Source organism: Amycolatopsis sp. NPDC114484 (assembly GCF_055633755.1).
Genome location: NZ_JBVKDQ010000010.1, coordinates 58872 through 80422, shown reverse-complemented (window position 1 = coordinate 80422; position 21551 = coordinate 58872). Strand labels below are relative to the sequence as shown.

General features: G+C 67.5%; 20 protein-coding genes, 1 tRNA gene and 1 pseudogene. 17 read left to right on the top strand and 5 right to left on the bottom strand.

Features of this window, described 5'->3' with window-relative positions:
* The first annotated feature begins 61 nt into the window (after positions 1 to 61).
* Entirely contained in the window at positions 62 to 2464 is a 2403-nt protein-coding gene (gene lon / locus ACZ7SW_RS24215) for an endopeptidase La (protein WP_470232675.1), read from the top strand.
* 198 nt (positions 2465 to 2662) lie between these two features.
* On the opposite strand, the gene rfbA is transcribed toward lon, so the two are convergent.
* Positions 2663 to 3544 carry a glucose-1-phosphate thymidylyltransferase RfbA gene (gene rfbA / locus ACZ7SW_RS24210; RefSeq protein WP_470232674.1) on the bottom strand — a complete coding sequence of 294 codons (882 nt, stop codon included), beginning with the start codon at positions 3542 to 3544 and terminating at the stop codon, positions 2663 to 2665.
* Positions 3545 to 3618: 74 nt separating this feature from the next.
* Complete coding sequence (locus ACZ7SW_RS24205; RefSeq protein WP_470232673.1) at positions 3619 to 4767, bottom strand: exo-alpha-sialidase; 1149 nt, start codon at positions 4765 to 4767, stop codon at positions 3619 to 3621.
* A gap of 196 nt (positions 4768 to 4963) precedes the next feature.
* On the opposite strand from ACZ7SW_RS24205, the gene ACZ7SW_RS24200 reads away from it, so the two are divergent.
* Complete coding sequence (locus ACZ7SW_RS24200; protein WP_470232672.1) at positions 4964 to 5659, top strand: hypothetical protein; 696 nt, start codon at positions 4964 to 4966, stop codon at positions 5657 to 5659.
* A 39-nt stretch (positions 5660 to 5698) separates the two neighbouring features.
* Here ACZ7SW_RS24200 and ACZ7SW_RS24195 read toward each other — a convergent pair whose 3' ends face one another.
* Complete coding sequence (locus ACZ7SW_RS24195) at positions 5699 to 6190, bottom strand: YajQ family cyclic di-GMP-binding protein (RefSeq protein ID WP_470232671.1); 492 nt, start codon at positions 6188 to 6190, stop codon at positions 5699 to 5701.
* Positions 6191 to 6308: 118 nt separating this feature from the next.
* Here ACZ7SW_RS24195 and ACZ7SW_RS24190 point away from each other — a divergent pair.
* Positions 6309 to 6390, top strand: a tRNA-Tyr gene (locus tag ACZ7SW_RS24190).
* 131 nt (positions 6391 to 6521) lie between these two features.
* Here ACZ7SW_RS24190 and ACZ7SW_RS24185 read toward each other — a convergent pair.
* On the bottom strand, positions 6522 to 6992 hold the full coding sequence (locus ACZ7SW_RS24185; protein ID WP_470232670.1) for a hypothetical protein: 471 nt from the start codon (positions 6990 to 6992) through the stop codon (positions 6522 to 6524).
* A 155-nt stretch (positions 6993 to 7147) separates the two neighbouring features.
* Between ACZ7SW_RS24185 and ACZ7SW_RS24180 the strand changes: the two genes are divergently transcribed.
* On the top strand, positions 7148 to 7633 hold the full coding sequence (locus ACZ7SW_RS24180) for a VOC family protein (protein WP_470232669.1): 486 nt from the start codon (positions 7148 to 7150) through the stop codon (positions 7631 to 7633).
* A gap of 20 nt (positions 7634 to 7653) precedes the next feature.
* Entirely contained in the window at positions 7654 to 8448 is a 795-nt protein-coding gene (locus ACZ7SW_RS24175) for a MerR family transcriptional regulator (protein ID WP_470232668.1), read from the top strand.
* A gap of 224 nt (positions 8449 to 8672) precedes the next feature.
* Here the strand turns inward: ACZ7SW_RS24175 and htpX are convergent, their stop codons facing one another.
* On the bottom strand, positions 8673 to 9524 hold the full coding sequence (gene htpX / locus ACZ7SW_RS24170; RefSeq protein ID WP_470232667.1) for a zinc metalloprotease HtpX: 852 nt from the start codon (positions 9522 to 9524) through the stop codon (positions 8673 to 8675).
* Positions 9525 to 9671: 147 nt separating this feature from the next.
* Here htpX and ACZ7SW_RS24165 point away from each other — a divergent pair, with 147 nt between their 5' ends.
* The 12 genes and pseudogenes from ACZ7SW_RS24165 to ACZ7SW_RS24110 all read left to right on the top strand — a co-directional run bounded on the left by ACZ7SW_RS24165 (position 9672) and on the right by ACZ7SW_RS24110 (position 21547).
* The gene (locus tag ACZ7SW_RS24165) at positions 9672 to 10634 is read left to right on the top strand and encodes a YncE family protein (protein WP_470232666.1); all 963 of its coding nucleotides are present in this window, start codon (positions 9672 to 9674) and stop codon (positions 10632 to 10634) included.
* 39 nt (positions 10635 to 10673) lie between these two features.
* Positions 10674 to 11445, top strand: a pseudogene (locus tag ACZ7SW_RS24160) (LLM class flavin-dependent oxidoreductase).
* Positions 11442 to 12314, top strand: coding sequence for an LLM class F420-dependent oxidoreductase (locus tag ACZ7SW_RS24155; protein ID WP_470232665.1), 873 nt, complete (start codon positions 11442 to 11444; stop codon positions 12312 to 12314). Before ACZ7SW_RS24160 ends, ACZ7SW_RS24155 begins: the two are co-directional and overlap by 4 nt.
* Positions 12315 to 12593: 279 nt before the next feature.
* On the top strand, positions 12594 to 13832 hold the full coding sequence (locus tag ACZ7SW_RS24150; RefSeq protein ID WP_470232664.1) for a methyltransferase domain-containing protein: 1239 nt from the start codon (positions 12594 to 12596) through the stop codon (positions 13830 to 13832).
* Positions 13829 to 14617, top strand: coding sequence for a sugar phosphate nucleotidyltransferase (locus tag ACZ7SW_RS24145; protein ID WP_470232663.1), 789 nt, complete (start codon positions 13829 to 13831; stop codon positions 14615 to 14617). Before ACZ7SW_RS24150 ends, ACZ7SW_RS24145 begins: the two co-directional genes overlap by 4 nt.
* Positions 14614 to 15258, top strand: a complete 645-nt coding sequence (locus tag ACZ7SW_RS24140) for a PIG-L deacetylase family protein (protein WP_470232662.1) — start codon at positions 14614 to 14616, stop codon at positions 15256 to 15258. The genes ACZ7SW_RS24145 and ACZ7SW_RS24140 overlap by 4 nt, the downstream gene beginning before the upstream one ends.
* Before the next feature lie 4 nt (positions 15259 to 15262).
* The gene (locus ACZ7SW_RS24135) at positions 15263 to 16285 is read left to right on the top strand and encodes an NAD-dependent epimerase/dehydratase family protein (RefSeq protein ID WP_470232661.1); all 1023 of its coding nucleotides are present in this window, start codon (positions 15263 to 15265) and stop codon (positions 16283 to 16285) included.
* Positions 16285 to 17550, top strand: a complete 1266-nt coding sequence (locus ACZ7SW_RS24130; RefSeq protein ID WP_470232660.1) for a DUF4910 domain-containing protein — start codon at positions 16285 to 16287, stop codon at positions 17548 to 17550. The genes ACZ7SW_RS24135 and ACZ7SW_RS24130 overlap by 1 nt, the downstream gene beginning before the upstream one ends.
* A 40-nt stretch (positions 17551 to 17590) precedes the next feature.
* Positions 17591 to 18883: a hypothetical protein gene (locus ACZ7SW_RS24125; RefSeq protein WP_470232858.1), complete on the top strand. Its 1293-nt coding sequence runs from the start codon at positions 17591 to 17593 to the stop codon at positions 18881 to 18883.
* Positions 18880 to 19833 (top strand): glycosyltransferase family 2 protein, encoded by a 954-nt coding sequence (locus ACZ7SW_RS24120; protein WP_470232659.1) that lies wholly within the window; start codon positions 18880 to 18882, stop codon positions 19831 to 19833. The genes ACZ7SW_RS24125 and ACZ7SW_RS24120 overlap by 4 nt, the downstream gene beginning before the upstream one ends.
* Complete coding sequence (locus tag ACZ7SW_RS24115) at positions 19830 to 21011, top strand: polysaccharide pyruvyl transferase family protein (protein ID WP_470232658.1); 1182 nt, start codon at positions 19830 to 19832, stop codon at positions 21009 to 21011. The genes ACZ7SW_RS24120 and ACZ7SW_RS24115 overlap by 4 nt, the downstream gene beginning before the upstream one ends.
* Entirely contained in the window at positions 21008 to 21547 is a 540-nt protein-coding gene (locus ACZ7SW_RS24110) for a dTDP-4-dehydrorhamnose 3,5-epimerase family protein (RefSeq protein ID WP_470232657.1), read from the top strand. The genes ACZ7SW_RS24115 and ACZ7SW_RS24110 overlap by 4 nt, the downstream gene beginning before the upstream one ends.
* The last annotated feature ends 4 nt before the right edge of the window (positions 21548 to 21551 follow it).

Here is a 21551-nt window from a genome sequence, read left to right as displayed (position 1 = left end):
GGAAACAAACCCGCCCTTCGGAGAGTTGAGCACATCAGACTCAACTATTCGAGGAGTGCACATGACCGACCCCCGCCTCCTGCCCGTCCTCCCGCTCGATGGCGACGTCGTGCTGCCCGGCATGGTGGTCCCGCTCGACCTCGGCGACGCGGAGACCCGGGCCGCAGTGGAGTCCGCACAGGCCAAGACCCCCGCGACCGCGTCGTTCCCCGGGATCCGCTCGGGCGCGGCGAGCAAGGCCGAAGTCCTGCTCGTCCCGCGCGTGCACGGCGAGTACGCCGAACTGGGCACCGTCGCGACCGTCGAACGGATCGGCCGCGTTCCCGGCGGCAAGTCCGCGGTGCTGTTGCGCGGCACCTCGCGTGCTTCCGTCGGCCGGATCGCCGACGGTCCCGGCGCGGCCCGCTGGGTGCACGCCGACGCCGCCGACGAAACCTCCGACGACCGCACCGCGCAGCTCGCCGCGGAATACAAGGCCGTGGTCATCTCCGTGCTGCAGCAACGCGGCGGCTGGCAGATGATCGACGCCGTCCAGCAGGTCGAGGATCCGTCCGCGATCGCCGACCTGGCCGGCAACGCGCCGTACCTGTCCACGGACCAGAAGCTGGAACTGCTGAGCGCGCTCGACGTCAGCGCCCGGCTGGAGAAGGCCCTCGAGTGGAGCCGGGATTACCTGGCCGAACTGGAGGTCACCGAGACCATCCGCAAGGACGTCGCCGACGGGATGGAGAAGCAGCAGAAGGAATTCCTGCTGCGCCGCCAGCTCGAAGCGATCCGCAAGGAACTGGGCGAACTCGACGGCACCGCGGCCGACGACGACTACCGCGCCCGGGTGGAAGCGGCCGATCTGCCGGACGAGGTGCGCAAAGCCGCGCTGGCCGAGGTCGACAAGCTGGAGCGGACGTCCGAGCAGTCGCCGGAAGGCGGCTGGATCCGGACCTGGCTCGACACGGTGCTGGAGCTGCCGTGGAAGGAGCGGACCGAGGACGTCTACGACATCGCCGCCGCGCGGGCCGTGCTCGACGCGGACCACGCGGGCCTGGACGACGTCAAGGAACGGATCATCGAGTACTTGGCCGTGCGCAAGCGTCGCGCGGAATCGGGCCTCGGCCCGGTCGGCGGACGGCGTTCCGGCGCCGTGCTGGCGCTCGCCGGTCCTCCCGGGGTCGGCAAGACGTCGCTGGGCGAGTCGGTCGCGAAGGCGATGGGACGCAAGTTCGTGCGCGTCGCGCTGGGCGGCATCCGGGACGAGGCGGAAATCCGCGGCCACCGGCGCACGTACGTCGGCGCGCTGCCGGGGCGGATCGTGCGGGCCATCAAGGAAGCCGGCTCGATGAACCCGGTGGTGTTGCTCGACGAGATCGACAAGGTCGGAGCGGACTACCGCGGCGACCCGACGGCCGCGCTGCTCGAAGTGCTGGACCCGGAACAAAACCACACGTTCCGCGACCACTACCTCGAGGTCGAGCTGGATCTGTCCGATGTGGTCTTCCTCGCGACGGCCAACGCACTGGAGACCATCCCCGGCCCGCTGCTGGACCGGATGGAACTGGTGACGCTGGACGGCTACACCGAGCACGAGAAGGTCACTATCGCGCGGGATCACCTGCTGCCGCGCGAACTTGAGCGAGCCGGTCTGGCGTCCGGCGACGTGGTGCTGACCGACGACGCGTTCAGCCGGATCGCCGCCGAGTACACCCGTGAGGCCGGGGTGCGCGACGCGAACCGGACGATCGCGAAGGTGCTGCGGAAGATCGCTACGAAGGTGGCTTTGGGTTCTGCCTCGCTGCCGCTTTCGGTGTCCGCTTCGGACCTGGAGACCTACCTCGGCCGGCCGCGGCACGTGCCGGAGTCCTCGCTCCCGACGGCGACCCAGCGGACGTCTTTGCCAGGCGTGGCAACGGGTTTGGCGGTCACCGGCGCTGGCGGGGACGTACTGTACATCGAGGCGTCGCTGGCCGATCCGGAGAGCGGGGCTTCGGGCCTGCAGCTGACCGGACAGCTGGGTGACGTGATGAAGGAGTCGGTGCAGATCGCGCTGTCGTACCTGCGTTCGCACGGCGCGGAGCTGGAATTGCCGGTGGGAGACCTGCGAGAGCGGGGAATCCACGTGCACGTCCCGGCGGGCGCGGTGCCGAAGGACGGCCCTTCGGCGGGCGTCACGATGACGACCGCACTGGCCTCGCTGCTGTCGGGCCGGGTGGTCCGGGCCGAGGTGGCGATGACCGGGGAGGTTTCGCTGACCGGGCGGGTGCTGCCGATCGGCGGGGTGAAGCAGAAGCTGCTGGCCGCGCACCGGGCGGGGATGAAGACGGTGATCATCCCGCAGCGAAACGAGCCGGATCTGGACGATGTGCCCGCGGAGGTGTTGTCACAGCTGGAGGTGCACGCGGTGGCTAACGTGCGGGAGGTGCTGGAGTTGGCTTTGACGCCAGCGTCTTCGGAGGTTCGGCAGGCGGCTTGATCGTAGGTCCGCGAAGGGCTCCTTGAAGGAATCTGATTCCTTCAAGGAGCCCTTTACGGACTTCCAGGGCGAACTTCCCCTTCGGAACCGCAGCGAACTTGCTCTGTCCAATTTGGACATGATGCTCGCCGCGTTCCACGGGGATTTCTCGGGATCCTCGGCCTCGTGCAGGTCCGGGTATTCCCCCTCCAGAAGGAATCAGCCCTGCGCCCCCGCGAGCGTGGCCACGTTCATCACGTATTCGCCATACCCCGACTTGGCCAGCTTGGTCCCCAGCGCATGACATTCGTCCGCGCTGATGAAGCCCATCTTCAGCGCGACCTCTTCCAGGCACGCGATCCGCACGCCGGTCCGGTGTTCCAGCACCTGGACGAACTGCCCGGCCTCCAGCAGCGAATCGTGCGTGCCGGTGTCGAGCCACGCGAAGCCGCGGCTCAGTTCGATCAGTTTGGCGCGGTCGCGGCGCAGGTAGGAGAGGTTGACGTCGGTGATCTCCAGTTCGCCGCGCGCCGAGGGCTTCAGGTTGCGGGAGATGTCGACGACCTCGTTGTCGTAGAAGTACAGCCCGGTGATCGCGTTGTTCGACCGCGGTTTCTCCGGTTTTTCCTCGATGGACAGCAGGGTGCCGTTTTCGTCGACCTCGCCGACGCCGTAGCGCTCGGGGTCCTTCACCTGGTAGCCGAACAGGACGCAGCCGTCGAGGTCGGTCGCCGCGGTGCGCAGGGTCGTGGAGAAACCCTGGCCGTAGAAGATGTTGTCGCCGAGCACCAGCGCGACCGAATCGTCGCCGACGAAGTCCGCGCCGATCACGAACGCTTCGGCGAGACCGTTCGGGCTCGGCTGTTCCGCGAACGAGAACGACAGGCCGAATTGGCTGCCGTCGCCGAGCAGGCGGCGGAAGTTCGGCAGGTCGGCCGGCGTCGAGATGATCAGGATCTCCCGGATCCCGGCCAGCATCAGCACCGAGATCGGGTAGTAGATCATCGGTTTGTCGTAGACCGGCAGCAGCTGCTTCGACACGGCCTGCGTGATCGGATGCAGACGGGTTCCGCTGCCCCCGGCGAGCACGATGCCCTTCACAGCCCCTCCTCACGTGCGGTGGTGGTGTTCACCGTACCGAGTGAGCGTCGAGGCCGTCTGGGACTTCGCTCAACTCAGAACGCCGGCCCCTTGCCGAAATACGCCTGGCAGCCGTTCGCGTACTCGGTGGCGATCTCCAGCACGTTCTTGCCGCCGTCGACCGGCAGCACCGTGGACGAATAGTTGGGGCAGTAGTTGTTGTAGATGCCGGTGATGTGCACCGGCGCGGGGAGTTCGTACCAGTTCCCGGCGCCGAAGTTGTCGTTGGCCAGCAGCGTCTGCCCGTTTCCGGCGACCGGCGTGCCGTCGGCCCGCGTGTAGATCTGGCCGACCATCACCAGCCGCACGCCGTTGGGGCCGCCGGGGAACAGGGTGGTGGTCTGGGCGTGCTGGAAGTAGTTGCCGCTGGCGGTGTTCACGCGGGTGCCGGGGTCGGCCGGGTCGCCCCAGTTCGCGCCGTCGGCGGAGATTTTGTAATACGGATCGCAGTAGCGGTCGCGGTAGTTGCAGATCTCGTAGCCGAACCAGTACCGCCCGTCGGGCAGCCTGCGGATGATCGGCATCCCCGGACGCACCCGGGACGGTCCGATGGCCATCGTGAGCTGCTTGGTTCCCCAGTTGATCCCGTCGGTCGAGGCGACGCGGTTGAGCACCTGGCCGTACTTCGGCGCCTGCGTCTCGTCGGCGTAGTGCAGCCAGAGCGTGCCGCCGGCGTCCATGGTGAACTCCGGCTCCCAGATGCCGTCGTGGTTGTGCGAGAGCGCGGCTTCGGACAGGTACCGCCAGTTGCGGCCGCCGTCGCGGCTGGCCCACACCTTGATCCCCATCCGGCGCTGCGGGCCCGAGTCCTGCCGGTAGGTCGCCGCCCAGAGCAGCGTGCCCGCGCGCATCCGGCCGACCCGCTGCGGCAGTTCGTAGAGGGTTCCGCAGCATTGGCCGAACTTGGCGTCGGGGTCGCGGATCTCGCTGATCCGGTGGAAGCTCGCGCCCTCGTCGGTGCTTTCGAGGATCGGCGCGAACCGGCCGTTGCCGTCCTCGCTGGTCAGCGCCGCGATGATGTTTCCGCGACCGAACGGCGAGTACTCCAGCCGCACCAGCCGCGGATACGAGCCGAAACCGGGTACGAGCAGCTTCTTGCCCGCCGCTTCCGCGACCGGCGCGAGCGCGGTCACGAGGACCGCCAGCGAGGTGAGGAAGGCAAGCACGGGCGTCCTGCGGCGCATCCAGGAACTCCTCTCGACCAGACAGGCGATTACACCACGTGGTCGCCTCGACACCATCGATTTCGCCTGGTCACCCGCGTGAGTCCACCCCTTCGAGGAGGTCGCTGGGCTGTTCAGGGCACCCGCTCCGTAACGACCGGGCGGAGGGTGACGAAAGATCATCGGGAGGCCCCGTCGGGGCACACTAGGGGGAACCATGCGCCGCACTGTCGGGCGTCTCGCCGCGGTCTGCGCGGCGGTGGCGCTCACCGCGTCGTGCTCGCTGCAGCCGACCGGCGTCGGGGCGATCGCGCGCCAGCTGCCGGACGAGCCCAGCCACGTCCCCGCGCCGGTGCTCCCGCCGCCGCCCCCGAAGCCCAAACTGGCCGAGGCTCCGACCGAAACCCACCAGGGCAAAAACAACGCGACTGTGCCGCTTACCTGGCCGTCCGGGGTATCGGGCTTCCTCACGTTCGACTGTCCGAAGTGCACCGGGCATATCGCCGTGACGACGGACGGTTCGGAAAGCCTGCTGGTCAACGACGGGGACGCCTACCACGGGACGTCCTGGTTCAACGTCTCCCCCGGCGGCAAATCGGTGCACACGCTGACGGTCGAGGCGAAGGGCTCGTGGACCGCGACGATCACCGACTACCGCGGCCTGCCGGTCGTCGAACCGGGCAAGCCGTACAACGGCCACGGGGACGCGGTCCTGGCGGTGCCCCCGGGTCAGGTCTGGGGGAAGTTCTTCACGGGTTCGAAGGGCTCGAACGGAGTCTGGGTCCTGGCCGACGGGTATCCGCATCTGGTGGTGAACCACATCGGCGAGACCACTGGGGAGTTCCCGCTTACCGGACCCACGTATGTGGCGGTGGAGACGTACGAGGCGGATTGGACCTTTACCGCCTGGTGATGCGGACGTCCGGTGCTCCGGACGTCCGCATCACCGAGCTCACCGGTAGTTGGTGAACTGCAGAGCGATCTCGAAGTCCTTGCCCTTCAGCAAGGAGATCACGTCCTGCAGCTGGTCCTTCTTCTTGCCCGACACCCGCAGCTGGTCGCCCTGGATCTGGGCCTGTACGCCCTTCGGGCCCTCGTCGCGGATGAACTTCGCGATCTGCTTCGCCTTGTCCGACGCGATGCCCTGCAGGATCTTGCCGTTGATCTTGTAAATTTTGCCGGAGATCGCGGGCTCGCCCGCCTCGAAGGCCTTCAGCGAGATGTTCCGCTTGATCAGCTTCTCCTTGAAGACCTCCACCGCCGCGAGGGCGCGCTCTTCGGTCTCCGACTCGATCGCGATGGCTTCCTCGCCGGACCAGCTGATGCCGGTTCCGGTGCCGCGGAAGTCGAACCGCGTGCCCAGTTCCTTGCTGGCCTGGTTGAGCGCGTTGTCCACCTCCTGGCGGTCGACCTTGCTCACCACGTCGAAAGAGGGATCCGCCACGTGTCCTCACACCTTGTCTCAGCTCGTCAGGGACCCCCAGCGTAGCGCCGGGGCATCCCGGTTGACCGGCCGTCCGGACCGTTGGGTATCCTTCTTCCCGTCCGGTTCGCCCGGCCATGGCAGGTTACCCAAGCGGCCAAAGGGATCTGACTGTAAATCAGACGGCTCAGCCTTCGGGGGTTCGAATCCCTCACCTGCCACACCAGCCAAACCACCCCCGTGACCAGTACGAACCGGTCACGGGGGTGATTTTGTGTCGAGGCACTTCGCGTAGACCCGCAGCAGCCCAGACCCCGGCCGTCGAACCGTGCGGTCCCTAGGTGCTCTTGCGCTAGCAGGCGAACTTGGTCGCGTCGCTCGTCTGTTTGCAGTGCGCGCCGAACGCGTCCCGCGTGGCCGCCAGGCTGTCCTTGCCCTGGTTGATGTCGCTCGTCATCGAGGTGAAGTCGCCGGAGGAGCAGGCGGCTATCGCTGCGCGGAAGTTCTTCTCGGCGCTGTCCATGGGTTGCTTCAGGACATCGGGCCACGTGGCCGTGTCGGTTTCCAGCCGGGTCTCGTCACCCTGGGCCGCTGTGCAGTCACCGGGCGAGAGTTGCGTCGTTGCCGGGTCGAAGGTCCACAGCAGACTGAACGAGGGTCCCGGCGGCGAGCCGAACCCCGCGTCCGTCTGGTATTGGACGAAGTCCACTGAACCTCCGGCGGAGTTTCCGTCGCCGGGCTGACCGCCGCCGCATCCCGTGAGCACGACGGACATCGACGCTCCGGAGAGAATGGCCGTCCTCAGCCTGATAGATCGAGTCATGATGACCCTCCTTGCCTGGCGACGTCGAAGCCGAAATGCTCTGGCAGTCGTCGAAGGCTCTGCACCTATGTCGGAGAAACCCGCTCGACCGCTACGGAAGTGCGCCGGGATCCGGGCTTGACCCTCCTGCGGCAGGAGGCTGCACGCTCGTCGGCATGAACGAATTTCGCGGCCCGGTTCCGATGCCCGCCTTCGACGCGGTGTCTCCGGGCAACTATCTCGGCTTCTACGGGATGCCGATGTTTCCCAACGTGCCCACCGCCGACCTCGAAGCTTCCACGGACTTCTGGCTTCGCGGGCTCGGTTTCGACAACCTTTTCACCCTGCCCGGCCAGCTCGTGCATCTGCGGCGCTGGGCGTTTCAGGACGTGCTGCTCAAGCCGGGCACGCCTGCCGGCAAGTCCGAGGTCAGCATCAGTTTCTCTTGTGTGCTCAGCGAACTCGACGAAATCGCCAAGCGGTGCGAGGAAATCACGCCGGGCTGCACGAGCGGGCCGGTGCTGCAGCCGTGGAACTCGCGGGAGCTGACGGTCGTCACGCCGGAAGGCACGAACGTCGTGATGACCGCGGCGCAGCCGATCGACCCGAACAGCGCACTGGCGGACGAGCTGCGGGCCTCGGGGATCGACGTCCCACGGTAGTGAACTGCGACACTGAGGTCGTGATCGAGCAAGACGGCCTCACTGTCGGACGCACGGCGACGCTCATCGGCGTGAGTGTCAAAACGCTGCACCACTGGGACGCAGTCGGCCTGGTGCGCCCAAGCGGGCGCACCAGTGCCGGCTACCGGGTGTACTCCGCTGAGGACATCGCGCGGCTGCATCGGGTACTCGTTTACCGAGAACTCGGCTTCCCACTGTCGGAAATCGGCCGGCTCATCGACGACCCGACCGCAGACGCGCACGCCCATCTGACCCGCCAGCGGCGCGAACTGCGAGAGCGGATCGCGCGGCTGGAACACATGGTGTCCGCAGTCGACCGGATGGCGGCAGCCACCCGTGGTGGGATGCAGCTGACAGCCGAGGAACAGGTCGAGATCTTCGGGTCCGACTGGAACCCGGAGTGGGTAGACGAGGCCGCGGAGCGCTGGGGCGACACGAAGCAATGGGCGGAGTACCGCGAGCGAACCACCGACCTGACCCCACAGGACTGGCAGGAAGCCGCAGCCGAACACGAGACGCTCCACGCAGACCTGGCCACAGCACGACGAGCCGGAGTCGAGCCAGGCTCAGCGGAGGCGAACACCCTCGCCGAACGACACCGGGCGACGCTGTCGCGATACTTCGACTGCACACATTCGATGCAAGTCTGCATCGGCCGGAAATTCGTAGAAGAGACCGGCTACACAGAACACTACGACGCATTGGCCCCAGGCCTGGCAAGCTGGCTACGAGACGTAATTTTCGCCAACGCACAAGCCCACGGAGTAAACCCAGAAACAGCCACCTGGGAGTAACCACACCGCACCAACACACCCAACAAGCGGTGCACCCAGCCCCTCCCCCGCACCCCGATACGAAGCCTCCCTGCGGTCTGGGGTTGCTTGTCAAGGCATCTTTCCCGCCTTGACAAGCAACCCCAGACTGTCAGCACAATCAAGCTTCGGGGTGCCCCACCGCAAGCACCGGACGCAATGTCGCCGCCAGGCGACGAGCCCCCCTCGCCCCCCAGGCGATGAACTCAACGCCCCCGCAGAGCCATCTCCTCCAACCGCCGAATCCGATCCTCAATCGGCGGATGCGTAGAAAACATCCGGCTCAACCCAGCCCCCGGACGGAACGGGTTCGCGATCATCAAATGCGACTGCGAAACCACAGCAGGCTCCGGAGCCAACGGCGCAGCCCGAGTCCCCCGCTCCAACTTCCGCAACGCCGAAGCCAACGCCAACGGATCCCCCGTCAACTCCGCCCCAGAAGCATCCGCCTGATACTCCCGAGACCGGCTCACCGCCATCTTCACCACCCCAGCCGCGATCGGCCCGATCAGGACCAGCAGCAGCGACATGAACGGATTGCCCTCGCGATCATTCCCGCCGAAGAAGAACGCGATATTCGCCAGCACGCTGACCACACTCGCCAGCGCCCCCGCGACGCACGAGATCAAAATGTCCCGGTTGTACACGTGCGACAGCTCATGCCCGAGCACCGCCCGCAACTCACGCTCGTCGAGCAACTCCAGGATCCCAGTGGTGCAGCACACAGCGGCATGCTGCGGATTACGCCCAGTCGCGAAGGCATTCGGCGCGGCGGTCGGGCTCACGTACAGCGACGGCATCGGCTGCCGCGCGGACGTCGCCAGTTCTCGCACGATCCGGTACATCGCGGGCTGCTCGACCTCCGAGACCGGCCGCGCGTGCATCGCGCGCAGGGCCATTTTCTCGGAGTTGAAGTAGGCGTAGGCGTTCATCCCTAGCGCCACGATCAGGCCGATCACCAGGGCCCCTCGGCCGAACAATCCGCTGATCCCGACGATGATCGCCGAGAGCAGACCGAGCAGTATCGCCGTCTTCAGCCCGTTGTGGTGCTTGTGCACGCGTGCTCGCCTCCGTCCGCTCTGGCAGGTGCCGCGAAGTGGATTACTCACTGGAAACAACGCGATCGGGGGACCCGAAGTTCCTTCGCATGATCCTTGTCCGAGTTAGGGTCAGCGGGCAACCCAACCGACCGGGGCAGGTGAGCGATGCACGGTTCCCAGTTATCTCGGCGAGGGCTGTTTACGCTGGTCAGCGCCGGTGCGGCGGCACTGCTCGGCGGTAGCGCGGCGGCCGCCGGACGGGTCAGCACGGTGCAGGTCGGCGGGACGCTTTCGGCGATCGCGGTGAGTCCGGTCACCGGGCTGGTTTACGCGGCTGACCAGGCGTCCGGCGCGGTCCTGGTCCTCGATCCGGACGCGGGACGGGTCGTGTCCGCGCTCGCGGTGGGCGGGGAGCCGAGCGACGTCGTGGTGGGCACCGACCGGATCTACGTCGCCAATCCGCCGGGCGGCACTGTGCTCGCCTTCGACAGCCAGACGCACCGGTTGCTGAGCGTCGTCAGCGCGGGGGCGGGCGCGTCGGCGCTCGCGATCGATCCCCAGGTCAACCTCGTGTACGCGGTGAGCGGCAAGACCGGCACGTTCGCGGTGCTCGACAGCATCAGTCTCACTCAGCAGGACCTGCTGCCCGCGCCGAAACCGGGTCTCGCCGGGATCGCACTCGACCACGGCCGGCGGCGCGCCTATTGCACCAGCCCGAACACGAACTCGGTCGAGATCTGCGACCTCGACGCGGGGGCGTTCACCGCCAGCGTTCCGGTGGGCGCCTCCCCGACCGGGATCGGCGTCCACGAACTGAGCGGCGCGGTGTTCGTGGCGAATTCGGCGATCCACCATCTGTCTATTGTGGACGGACCGGCGAAGGCGCAGGTGAAGACCGTGCTGTTGCGCAGCGAGGCGTCGTCGCTCGCGGTGCATCAGGGCAGCGACGTCGTGTACACCAACGGCGGGCAAAATGGACTGTCTCGTGTGGACGGACGGACGGAAACCCTTACCGGGGAGCTCGGTCTCGGCGTGAACCCGGGCGACGTGGCGGTGGATCAGCGCACGCGCACGGTATATGTGACCGATCCCCTGCACGGCACGATCACCGTCGTGCGCGATTTCTGACCGCACGCATGAAGTTACTCCAGGTATACGGTGTCGGGTATGGAACTTGGCCTCCAGGTCCCCGACTTCACGTTGCCGGGAGGAACCGGCGCGCTCGGCGCGGAACTGGCCGAAGCGGTGCGGGCGGCGGACGCCGCCGGGTTCGCTTGCCTCGCGGTCATGGACCACTTCTTCCAGATTCCCAGCGTCGGCCCGAGCGATCGCCCGATGCTTGAGGCGTACACCACGCTCGGCTATTTCGCCGCGCATACCCAGCGCGCGAAACTGTTCACCTACGTCACTGGCGCGATTTACCGGCATCCCGGTCTGCTCGCGAAGGCGGTCACCACGCTCGACGTGCTGTCCGGCGGACGGGCCATGCTCGGCATCGGGGCCGGGTGGAACGAGGAAGAGGCCCGCGGGCTCGGTTTTCCGTTTCCGTCCACTTCGGAACCACAACCCGAGATCGCGCTGGTTTCTGGACTGAGCGATTTCGACGGCCCCCCGGGCCGGCGAAATCGGGAGGGAAGAAACCAGCTCCCCGGCGATCTCGGCGCCCCGGCGAAGCCGGGGCAATCAAACACAGCTCGACGTGCTCAAGCGGCACTGCGAAACCGAGGGCCGCGACTACGCCGAGATCACCAAGACCGTTTACCACTACCTGGACATCGGCCCGTCCGGGGAGAAAACCGGCGAATTTCTCGCCGAGGCGCGCAGGTTGCGCCGGCTCGGCGTGCAGGCCGTGATCGGTCCGCTTCCCGGCGGGCCCGACCGAAAGAGGATCGAGATTTTCGCGCAAGACATCATTCCGGCGGTTAAGGAGTTGGCATGAAACTCGGGTTGCATCTCGCTCAGCAGACGTGGCCGAACGGCCCGGCGGCGCTCGGTGCGGACCTGGCGCGGGTGGCCCGGACCGCGGACGAGGCCGGGTTCGAATATCTGTCGGTGATGGACCATTTCTTCCAGATTTCCAGCTACGGTCCGCCGGAGCACGAGATGCTGGAGGCCTGGACGACGCTCGGCTTCCTGGCCGCGCACACCGAACGGGTCAAACTGCTCACTCTCGTCACCGGCGTCATTTACCGGCACCCGGGTCTGCTCGCGAAAGCGGCGACGACGCTCGACGTGCTGTCCGGCGGGCGGGCGATCCTCGGCATCGGGGCCGGGTGGAACGAGGAGGAGTCCCGCGCGCTCGGGTTCCGGTTCCCGCCGATGAAGGAACGGTTCGAGCAACTCGAGGACGCGCTCCGGTACGTGCACCAGATGTGGGCCGAGGGTGACGAACCCTTTACCGGCACGCACGTCAGCGGTGAGCGGTTGCTCAACAGCCCGCAGCCGATCCAGCGTCCGCACCCGCCGATCCTCATCGGGGGCAGCGGTGAGAAGAAGACCCTGCGGTTCGTCGCGCAGTACGGCGACATCTGCAATTTGCTGCCCAACGCGGACCTTCCGCGCAAACTGGAGGTTCTGCAACAGCACTGCGCGGACGTCGGCCGCGACTACTCCGAGATCACGAAAACCGCTTCGCTGCGCCTGGACACCGGTGAAAACGGTGAGAAAACCGGGCAACTGCTGGATGAACTGGGCCGGCTGTCAGAACTCGGGTTCAGCGTCGCGACCGGCTGGGCGCACGGTGTTCCGGACCCGGCGGTGCTCGAGCGGTTCGCCACCGAGGTGATCCCGGCGGCCGAAAAGCTGTGAGCCGCTGACGAACGGGTGACGGCTGCGCCATCCGGTGCTGGGCCGCCACCCGTTCGTCTCAGCACCTCGCGGCATTTCGCCGCCGACAGAAGTCTTTTTCCAGGCCCGTCGACCAGGGAAACGCACCGGTGCGCCGTCGGCACCGCACCGGCTGCCGGGAAACTTTGGTCTCGGTTCCGAATCGACTCCGGTGAGCTTCCCGGCGCGCTGTAACGACGGCCGGGTGCGGATCGACCTGCCCTACGCAGATCGCGCACCTGAGTCGGAGGAGCCTGGTACATGACCACATGTCGACTCTGCGGTTCGGAAAGAACCGCCAGCGTGGTCGACCTCGGCGCGACCCCGCCGTGCGAACGGTTCCTGACCGCCGCGCAGCTGGCCGAACCCGAACCGACTTTCCCGCTGCATCTCGAAGTGTGCACGGAATGCTGGCTCGCGCAGCTCCCGCCGTTGCTCGACCCGGCCGACACTTTCACCGATTACGCGTATTTCTCGTCTTTTTCCACCTCGTGGGTCGAGCACGCCAAACGGTTCACCGACGACGCCGTCGAGCGGCTCGGGCTGACCGACCGTTCTTTCGTCGTGGAGGTCGCCAGCAACGACGGATACCTCCTGAAGCACGTTGTGGAACGCGGAATCCGTTGTCTCGGCGTGGAACCCTCGGTCAACGTCGGGCAAGCCGCGCGGGAGGCCGGGGTGCCGACGCACACCGCGTTCCTCTCCGAGGACACCGGACGGGAGGTGCGTGCCGAACACGGCCCGGCGAACCTGGTCGTGGCGAACAACGTCTACGCGCACATTCCGGACATCCGCGGGTTCACCCACGGGCTGCGCGCGCTCGTCGCGAACGACGGCTGGGTGTCGATCGAGGTGCAGCACCTGCTCACGCTGATCGAAAAGAACCAGTACGACACGATCTACCACGAGCATTTCCAGTACTACACCGTCGAATCCGCTCGGCGGGCGCTGGCGGGCGGCGGGCTGACCGTGGTCGACGTCGAACTCCTGCCCACCCACGGCGGGTCGATCCGGCTCTGGGCGCGGCCCGCGGAGGCCGCCGGGGAGCCGAGCGCCCGGATGGTCGACGTGCTGGCCAGGGAGAAGGCGGCCGGGCTGCACGAGCTGTCCGGGTACACCGAATTCGCCGACCGGGTCACCCGCGTCCGGCTCGAATTGCTCGAATTTCTCCTCGCCGCCCGGAAAGCCGGGAAAACGACTGTCGGGTACGGCGCGCCCGGCAAGGGCAACACCCTGCTGAACCACTGCGGCATCCGACCGGACCTGCTGGCCTACACGGTGGACCGCAATCCGTACAAACACGGCCGGTTCACGCCGGGCACCCGGATCCCGGTCGTGGAACCGGACCGGATCGCGGCCGACCGGCCGGACTATGTGCTCGTCCTGCCCTGGAACCTGCGGGACGAGCTGACCGAGCAGCTTTCCTACGTCGGCGCGTGGGGCGGCAAGCTCGTCTTCCCGATTCCGCGCCTGGAAATCGTCGAGGTGGCAGTGAAGTGAAGGTCGTTCTGTTCTGCGGCGGCTACGGAATGCGGATGCGCAGCAGCGAGGCGTCCGACGTGCCCAAGCCGATGGCGATGGTCGGGCCACGCCCGCTGATCTGGCACGTGATGCGCTACTACGCGCATTTCGGGCACACCGAGTTCGTGCTGTGCCTCGGCTACGGCGCGCACCACATCAAGGACTTCTTCCTGAACTACCAGGAAACGACGTCCAACGATTTCGTGCTGCGCGGCGGGAAGCCGGAACTGCTGTCCACCGACATCGCCGACTGGACGATCTCCTTCGTGCAGACCGGCATCGAATCGCCGATCGGCGAACGGCTCCGCCGGGTGCGCGACTATCTCGACGGCGACGAGATGTTCCTCGCCAACTACGCCGACGTGCTCACTGACGCGCCGTTGGACAACATCGTCGAGCGCTTCAGCAACAGCGACGCGGGCGCTTCGATGCTCGTCGTGCCGCCGCAGTCGTCGTTCCACTGCGTCGAGATGGACGAGGGCGGCCGGATCGGCGCGATCACGCCGGTCAGCGAACTCCCGTTGTGGGAGAACGGCGGCTATTTCGTGCTGCGGCAGGAGGTTTTCGACCATATCCCGGAGAACGGCGATCTGGTCGCCGACGGCTGCGGCGAACTCGCCAAGCGTGGCCGGCTGCTCGCCTATCCCTACCGCGGGTTCTGGAAGCCGACCGACACGGTCAAGGAACGTTACGCGCTCGACGCCGCTTACACGCACGGCGACCGGCCGTGGGCGTTGTGGGAACACGAAAAGGTGCACGCGTGATCCGCCTCGGCGCCGAGTTGAAGAGCATCGTCGTGCTCGGCGCGCATTGCGACGACATCGCCATCGGCGCGGGCGGCACGCTGCTCGAGATCTGCGCACAGCGTCCCGGGCTTCAGGTCGACGCCCTGGTGCTGTCCGGCGGCGGCACCGACCGGGAGACCGAGGAACGCGCCGCGCTGGCCGCGTTCTGTCCGGGTGCCGAGCTGAACGTCACGGTGCTCAAACTGCCCGACGGACGCCTCCCCTCACATTGGGAAGAAGCCAAGAACGCGTTGGAAGACCTCCGCCGCCGCACCGATCCGGACGTCGTGTTCGCGCCCCGCACCATCGACGCGCACCAGGACCACCGCGGGCTCGCCCAGCTCGTGCCCACCGTGTTCCGCGGTCATCTGACGCTGGGCTACGAGATCGTCAAATGGGACGGGGACCTCGGACGGCTGCCCGCCTACGCGCCGCTCTCGGACGACGTCATGCAGCGCAAGATCGAACTGCTGCACGAGCATTACGGCTCTCAGCAGCACCGGCCGTGGTACGACCGCGAGGCTTTCCTCGGCCTCGCGCGGATTCGCGGAATCGAATGCCAAGAACGCTATGCCGAGGCGTTCGAGGCGAACAAACTCGTCATCGACCTAAGGGGCTGAAGGCATGCGCGTGCTGCTCACGGGGCACACGGGATATCTGGGCACGGTGATGGCACCGGTGCTCGCCGCGGCGCGACACGAGGTCATCGGCCTCGACTCGGGCTTGTTCGCCGCTTGTGTGCTCGGCCCGGCCCCGCACGATCCGGTCGGGCTGGCCGTAGACCTGCGGGACGTGAAAGCCGAGCATCTGCAGGGTTTCGACGCGGTGATCCACCTCGCCGCGCTGTCCAACGACCCGCTCGGCTCGCTCGCGCCCCAGCTGACCTACGACATCAACCACCACGCGTCGGTCAAGCTCGCGAAACTCGCGAAGGAGGCCGGGGTTTCCCGGTTCCTTTACGCCTCGACCTGCTCTGTCTACGGCGCTTCCGGCAACAGTGGTCTCGTCGACGAGAACGCGCCGCTGAGGCCGGCCACGCCGTACGCGGAGTCGAAAGTCCGCGTGGAAGCCGAGGTTTCGGACCTCGCCGACGACCACTTCACCCCGGTGTACATGCGCAACGCCACCGCGTTCGGCTTCTCCCCGCGGCTGCGCGCCGACATCGTGCTGAACAACCTGGTCGGCCACGCCTACCTGTCCGGCGAGGTCCTCGTGCTCTCCGACGGCACGCCGTGGCGGCCGCTGGTGCACGCCGACGACATCGCCCACGCCTTCACCGCCGCCCTCGAAGCGCCGCGCGAAGCCGTGCACAACAAGGCGTTCAACATCGGCACCGAGCGCAACAACGTGACGGTCGCCGAGATCGCCGAAGAGGTCGTCGCGGTGGTGCCCGGCGCCAAACTGCGGATCACCGGCGAGGCCGGGGCCGATCCGCGTTCATACCGTGTCGATTTCTCCCGGTTCCGCGAGGCAATCCCGTCCTTCGACTGCAAGTGGGGCGTGAAAGACGGTGCGCTGCAACTGTTCGACGCCTACCGCCGCAACAGCCTGACCAAGGAGCAGTTCGAGCGCCGCTTCACCCGGCTGAACTGGTTGAGCGACCGGCAGGCCGCCGGCGCGGTCGACGCCACCCTGCGGCACGCCTGATGCGCACGGGGCCCGAGATGCACGCTCTGGTGGAACGGATGTACCCGTTCTGCCGGAGCATCACCGGCGACGGTGTACGGCAGACCCTTGCCGTCATCGGCGAGCACCTCCCGCTCGACCGGTACGAGGTGCCCAGCGGCACCGAGGTGCTGGACTGGACCGTGCCGCCGGAGTGGAACATCCGCGACGCGTTCGTCGCGAATTCCTCCGGCAGGCGGGTGATCGACTTCCGGAAGTCGAACCTGCACGTGGTCGGCTACAGCGTCCCGGTCGACCGGGTCGTCAGCCTCACCGAACTGCGCACGCACCTGCACACGCTGCCCGAGCAGCCGTCGTTGATCCCGTACCGCACCAGTTACTACTCGCCCACCTGGGGTTTCTGCCTCGCGCAGGACGTTCTCGACACGCTGCCCGACGGTGACTACCACGTCAAAATCGACTCGACACTCGCCGACGGCCACCTCACCTACGCCGAGCACGTCGTGCCGGGCGAGGTGGCCGACGAGGTGCTCGTCTCGTGCCACCTCTGCCATCCGTCGCTGGCCAACGACAATCTCGCCGGCATCGCGGTCGCCGTCGCGCTCGCGCAGGCGCTGGCCGAGGAAAAGCCGTACTACACCTGCCGATTCCTGTTCATGCCCGGCACGATCGGCGCGATCACCTGGCTGGCGCGCAATTCCGAGCGCATCGAGCAGGTCAAGCACGGCGTGGTGCTGGCCTGCGCGGGCGACCGGGGTTCGCTGACTTACAAGCGCAGCCGGCGCGGGGACGCCGACATCGACCGCGTCTTCGCGCACATCCTCAAGGACAAACCGCACGAGATCCGCGATTTCTCGCCGTACGGCTACGACGAGCGCCAGTTCTGCTCCCCCGGCTTCAACCTCGGCGTCGGCTCGCTCACGCGCACGCCGTACGCGGGCTACCCGGAGTACCACACCTCGGCGGACAACGCGTCCTTCGTCGACCCGGACTCGATGGCCGACACCCTCGACACGCTGCGGACGGCGTTTTCCGTGCTGGACCGCAACCGCCGCTACGTGAACCTCAGCCCGTACGGCGAACCGCAGCTCGGCAAGCGCGGGCTGTACGACTCGCTCGGCGGGCGCAGCGACGCGAAGGAAGCCCAGCTGGCCATGCTGTGGGTGCTCAGCCTCTCCGACGGCGACCACAGCCTCCTCGACATCGCCGAACGGGCGGACCTGCCGTTCGGTGCCGTAGCCGCGGCGGCCGTTGCCCTTCAGGCCGCCGGACTGCTGAAGGAGTGAGGCCGTGCCGTCGATCCTGCGTTCGCGAGCCGTCCGCGCGATGGCGGGACGGCTCAGCTGGGGCCTCGGGGACCAGGCCGTTTCGAGCCTGACCAACTTCGTGGTCGGCCTGTACGTCGCGCGCTCGCTCGGCGCGACGGCGTTCGGCCTGTTCAGCATCGCGTGGGTGACCTACGGCGTCATGCTCAACATCTCGCGCGGGATCGCCACCGACCCGCTGATGGTGCGCTTCTCCGGCGTCGCCAGGGCGAGCTGGCGGACCGCGGTGGGCCAGGCGGTCGGGACCGCGTTGCTGGTCGGGGTCGCCTCCGGGGTCGTCAGTGTCCTTTTCGGACTCGCGGTCGGCGGTTCGCTCGGCGCCGCGTTCGTCGCGCTCGGGGTGGTGCTGCCGTTCCTGCTCGTCCAGGACGCCTGGCGGTTCGGGTTCTTCGCGCAGGGCACCGGGCACAAGGCGTTCCTCAACGACGGAATCCAGGCCGTCGCGTTGTTCCCGGCGCTGGTTTTGGCCGCGCGCTACGACACCGTGGTCGCGTTCCTGCTGGCCTGGGGCTGTTCCGCCGGGGTCGCGGCAGCGTTCGGCTGGGTGCAGACGAGTGTGCTGCCGCGGCTCGGCGGGGTGCGTGCGTGGCTGCGGGACCATCGCGACCTGGGTGTGCGCTACCTCGTGGAGAACGTCAGCAACAGCGGTTCGTCGCAGCTGCGCGCGTACGGACTGGGTGCGATTTCCGGGCTGGCCGCGGTCGGTACGGTGCGCGGCGCGGAACAGCTGCTCGGGCCGTTTCTCGCGCTGCTCATGGGACTTTCCCTCGTCACTGTCGCCGAGGGGGCGCGGGTGCTCCGGCAGTCGCCGCATCGGCTGTGGCATTTCTGCGTGGTGCTCGGTGCCGCGCAGGCCGCGGCCGCGCTGGTGTGGGGCCTCGGGTTGTGGCTTTTCATCCCCGACGACGCCGGCCGGTTCGTGCTCGGTTCGTTGTGGGACAGCTCGTCGCTGCTGGTCCCGGCGGTCACGATGGCGGTCGTCGGCGCGAGCTTCACCACCGGCGCGACGGCCGGGCTGCGCGCGCTCGGGATGGCGCGGCGGAGCTTGCGGTCGCAGCTGATCTCGTCCGCGTGTTACGTCGTGTTCGGCCTGATCGGGGCCGTGCTCGGCGGTGCGGCCGGCTCGGAGTGGGGCGTCGCGGCCGCCACACTCACCGGTTCGGCCGTGTGGTGGTGGCAGCTGCGCAGCGCGCTTCGCGACCACTTCGCCGCGGCTGTCGAGTTCCCCGCCGCGTCAGGTTCATTCAGCCAAGCAGAACTCCATTCGGCTTCCGAGGAGATGAAACCGGCATGAGCACGGTGCCCCGGCTGACCATCGGTCTGCCCGTCTACAACGGAGAGGAATTCCTCAGCGAAGCACTCGACGCGCTGCTCGGGCAGACTTACGAGGACTTCGAACTGATCATCTCCGACAACGCGTCGCAGGACGGCACGGAAGAGATCGCCCGGAAGTACGCGCAGGAGGACTCGCGGATCCGGTATCTGCGCCAGCCGCGCAACATCGGCGCGACCCCGAACCACAACATCCTGCTCGACCAGGCGCGCGGCGAGCTGTTCAAATGGGCGTCGCACGACGATCTGTACGGCCGGGAGCTGCTGGCGAAATGCGTCGAAGCGCTCGACGCGCGGCCGGAGATGATCCTCGCGCACTCGCACCAGGCGATCATCGACGAGCACGGCGCGGTGACGGTGCCGCTGGACTACCGGCACCGGACGGATGCGCCGCGGCCGTCGGTGCGGTTCAAGAGCCTGCTGTTCGAGCCCGGCGGCGACGATTTCTACGGCGTGATGCGCACGGCCGTGCTGCGTCGGGTCACCCCGATGGGCAGCTACCACCACGCGGACCGCACCTACGTGGCCGAGATCGCCCTGCACGGCCCGTTCTATCAGGTGCCTGAGCTGCTGTACTTCCGCCGCGACCACCCGGACCGGGCGGAGCGCGCGAACCCGAGCAAGCGCTCCCGGTGCGCGAACCTCGATCCGAAGCGCGGCAACGCACTCCTGAACCCGACCGCGCGGCTGCTCGCCGAGTACGTCTGGGGTTTCGTGCACGGAATCCGCTCCGCGCCGCTGTCGTCCGGCGAACGTCGTGCCTGCTACCTAGCGCTCGCGGAATGGTTCGCCAGCCGGGCCCGGCCCGGCGGAGGCGGGGAACGCGTCGAGGACCGGGCTCCGGTGCACGCGGCCGAACTCGACCTCACTGTCGACCGCGTGGTCGCCGGACGCGAACGGCGGGCCCCGTGACTGTTCGGGTCGGGGTCTTCGGACTGCTCGGTTCAGGCAACCTCGGCAATGACGGCTCGCTGGAGGCGGTACTCGCCTTTTTGCGAGCCGAACATCCGTACGCGAAGGTGTCCGCGTTCTGTGGTGGGGCGGACACCATCCGTGCGCGATACGGGATCCCCGCGGTGCGGTTGAACTGGTACAGCGGCGAATACCGGCACGCGTCCGGGCTGCGGTCGATCGCGGCCAAAGCCCTGGGGAAGATCGTCGACGTCGTCCGCACGGCCTGGTGGGTCCGGCGGCAGAACGTGGTGATCGTTCCCGGCATGGGCGTGCTGGAGGCGACGCTTCCGTTGCGGCCGTGGGGATTTCCGTACGCGCTCTTCCTTCTTTCGTTGTGCGGGCGGCTGGGTCGGACGAAGGTCGCGCTGGTCAGTGTGGGCGCCGACCGGATCCGGGTGCCGGCCACGCGGTTTCTGGTGCGGTACGCGACCCAGCTCGCGACGTATCGGTCCTTCCGCGATGAACTCTCGCGTTCGGCGATGGCCGACATGGGGGTGCCGGTCATTGACGATCGCGTTTATCCCGATCTCGCCTTCGCCTTGCCGACACCGGCCGCGGTCGAGGACCCGCGTGCGGTCGGCGTCGGTGTGATGGCCTACTACGGCGGCAACGACGATCGTGCGCGCGGCGACGAGATTTACCGGGCGTATGTGGACGCGATGACCGAGTTCGTGCGGTATCTGGTCGGCCAGGAGCGGCCGGTCCGGCTCTTCATCGGCGACCGGATCGACCTCGAAGTGGTGGACGAGATCGTCGAAACGGTCGACTCGCCGCTGCTCTCCGCGGCCGTCCCGGGCACCCTCGACGAGCTGATGCGCTCGATGGCCGAAGTGGGCACCGTCGTGGGCACTCGGTACCACAATGTGTTGTGCGCGTTGAAGGTCGGGAAGCCGACGGTCGCGATCGGATACGCGAAGAAGAACGACGTCCTGATGGCCGAAATGGGACTCGGCGAGTTTTGCCAGGAGGCCCGCGCGGTCGACGTGCCGCGGCTGATCGGGCAGTTCGAGGAATTGCAGCGGCGGGCGCTGGAGCTGAAAGCGGAACTCGCCGCCCGCAACGAAGAATGCAATCAGCGGTTGAAGGACCAGTTCGCCCTGTTGTCGAGGACGCTCATTCCCGCGGAGGTGTCGTGAAAGCCGTTCCCGTACCGTCGATTTCCGGTGTGTGGCTGTTTCGGCCGACGCCGCACCGAGACGATCGCGGCTTCTTCTCGCGGACCTTCGACGCCGAGGTCGCCCGGTCGGCCGGCATCGATCCGGACGGGTTCGCGCAGGACAGCGTGTCCCGTTCGGTGCGCGGCGTGGTGCGCGGGATGCACCTGCGCTCCGGGGCGGGCGAGGCGAAACTGGTGCGTTGCTCGTTCGGCGAGGTGTTCGACGTCGTGGTCGACTTGCGGCCGGGATCGCCGACTTTTCGTTCCATGGAAACGTTTCACCTCTCCGGCGACACCCAGGAGAGCATCTATATCCCGGCCGGATGCGCACACGGTTTCCAGGCGCTGAGCGACCTCGCCGACGTGTCGTACCGGATCGACCGCGCGCACGACCCGTCCGAGGACGTCGCCATCGCGCACGACGACCCGGAGCTCGCCATCCCGTGGCCGCTGCCCGCGGCATTGCTGTCCGAACGCGACGCGTCGGCGCCAACGCTCGCCGATGCCTTGAGGTGACCCG

Coding starts and splice junctions, on each gene's coding strand:
- ACZ7SW_RS24200 (WP_470232672.1), top strand. CDS start 4,964: ATGCGCCGCACTGTCGGGCGTCTCGCCGCGGTCTGCGCGGCGGTGGCG.
- ACZ7SW_RS24205 (WP_470232673.1), bottom strand. CDS start 4,767: ATGCGCCGCAGGACGCCCGTGCTTGCCTTCCTCACCTCGCTGGCGGTC.
- ACZ7SW_RS24120 (WP_470232659.1), top strand. CDS start 18,880: ATGAGCACGGTGCCCCGGCTGACCATCGGTCTGCCCGTCTACAACGGA.
- ACZ7SW_RS24185 (WP_470232670.1), bottom strand. CDS start 6,992: ATGACTCGATCTATCAGGCTGAGGACGGCCATTCTCTCCGGAGCGTCG.
- ACZ7SW_RS24150 (WP_470232664.1), top strand. CDS start 12,594: ATGACCACATGTCGACTCTGCGGTTCGGAAAGAACCGCCAGCGTGGTC.
- ACZ7SW_RS24165 (WP_470232666.1), top strand. CDS start 9,672: ATGCACGGTTCCCAGTTATCTCGGCGAGGGCTGTTTACGCTGGTCAGC.
- ACZ7SW_RS24155 (WP_470232665.1), top strand. CDS start 11,442: ATGAAACTCGGGTTGCATCTCGCTCAGCAGACGTGGCCGAACGGCCCG.
- lon (WP_470232675.1), top strand. CDS start 62: ATGACCGACCCCCGCCTCCTGCCCGTCCTCCCGCTCGATGGCGACGTC.
- ACZ7SW_RS24125 (WP_470232858.1), top strand. CDS start 17,591: ATGGCGGGACGGCTCAGCTGGGGCCTCGGGGACCAGGCCGTTTCGAGC.
- ACZ7SW_RS24180 (WP_470232669.1), top strand. CDS start 7,148: ATGAACGAATTTCGCGGCCCGGTTCCGATGCCCGCCTTCGACGCGGTG.
- ACZ7SW_RS24130 (WP_470232660.1), top strand. CDS start 16,285: ATGCGCACGGGGCCCGAGATGCACGCTCTGGTGGAACGGATGTACCCG.
- ACZ7SW_RS24135 (WP_470232661.1), top strand. CDS start 15,263: ATGCGCGTGCTGCTCACGGGGCACACGGGATATCTGGGCACGGTGATG.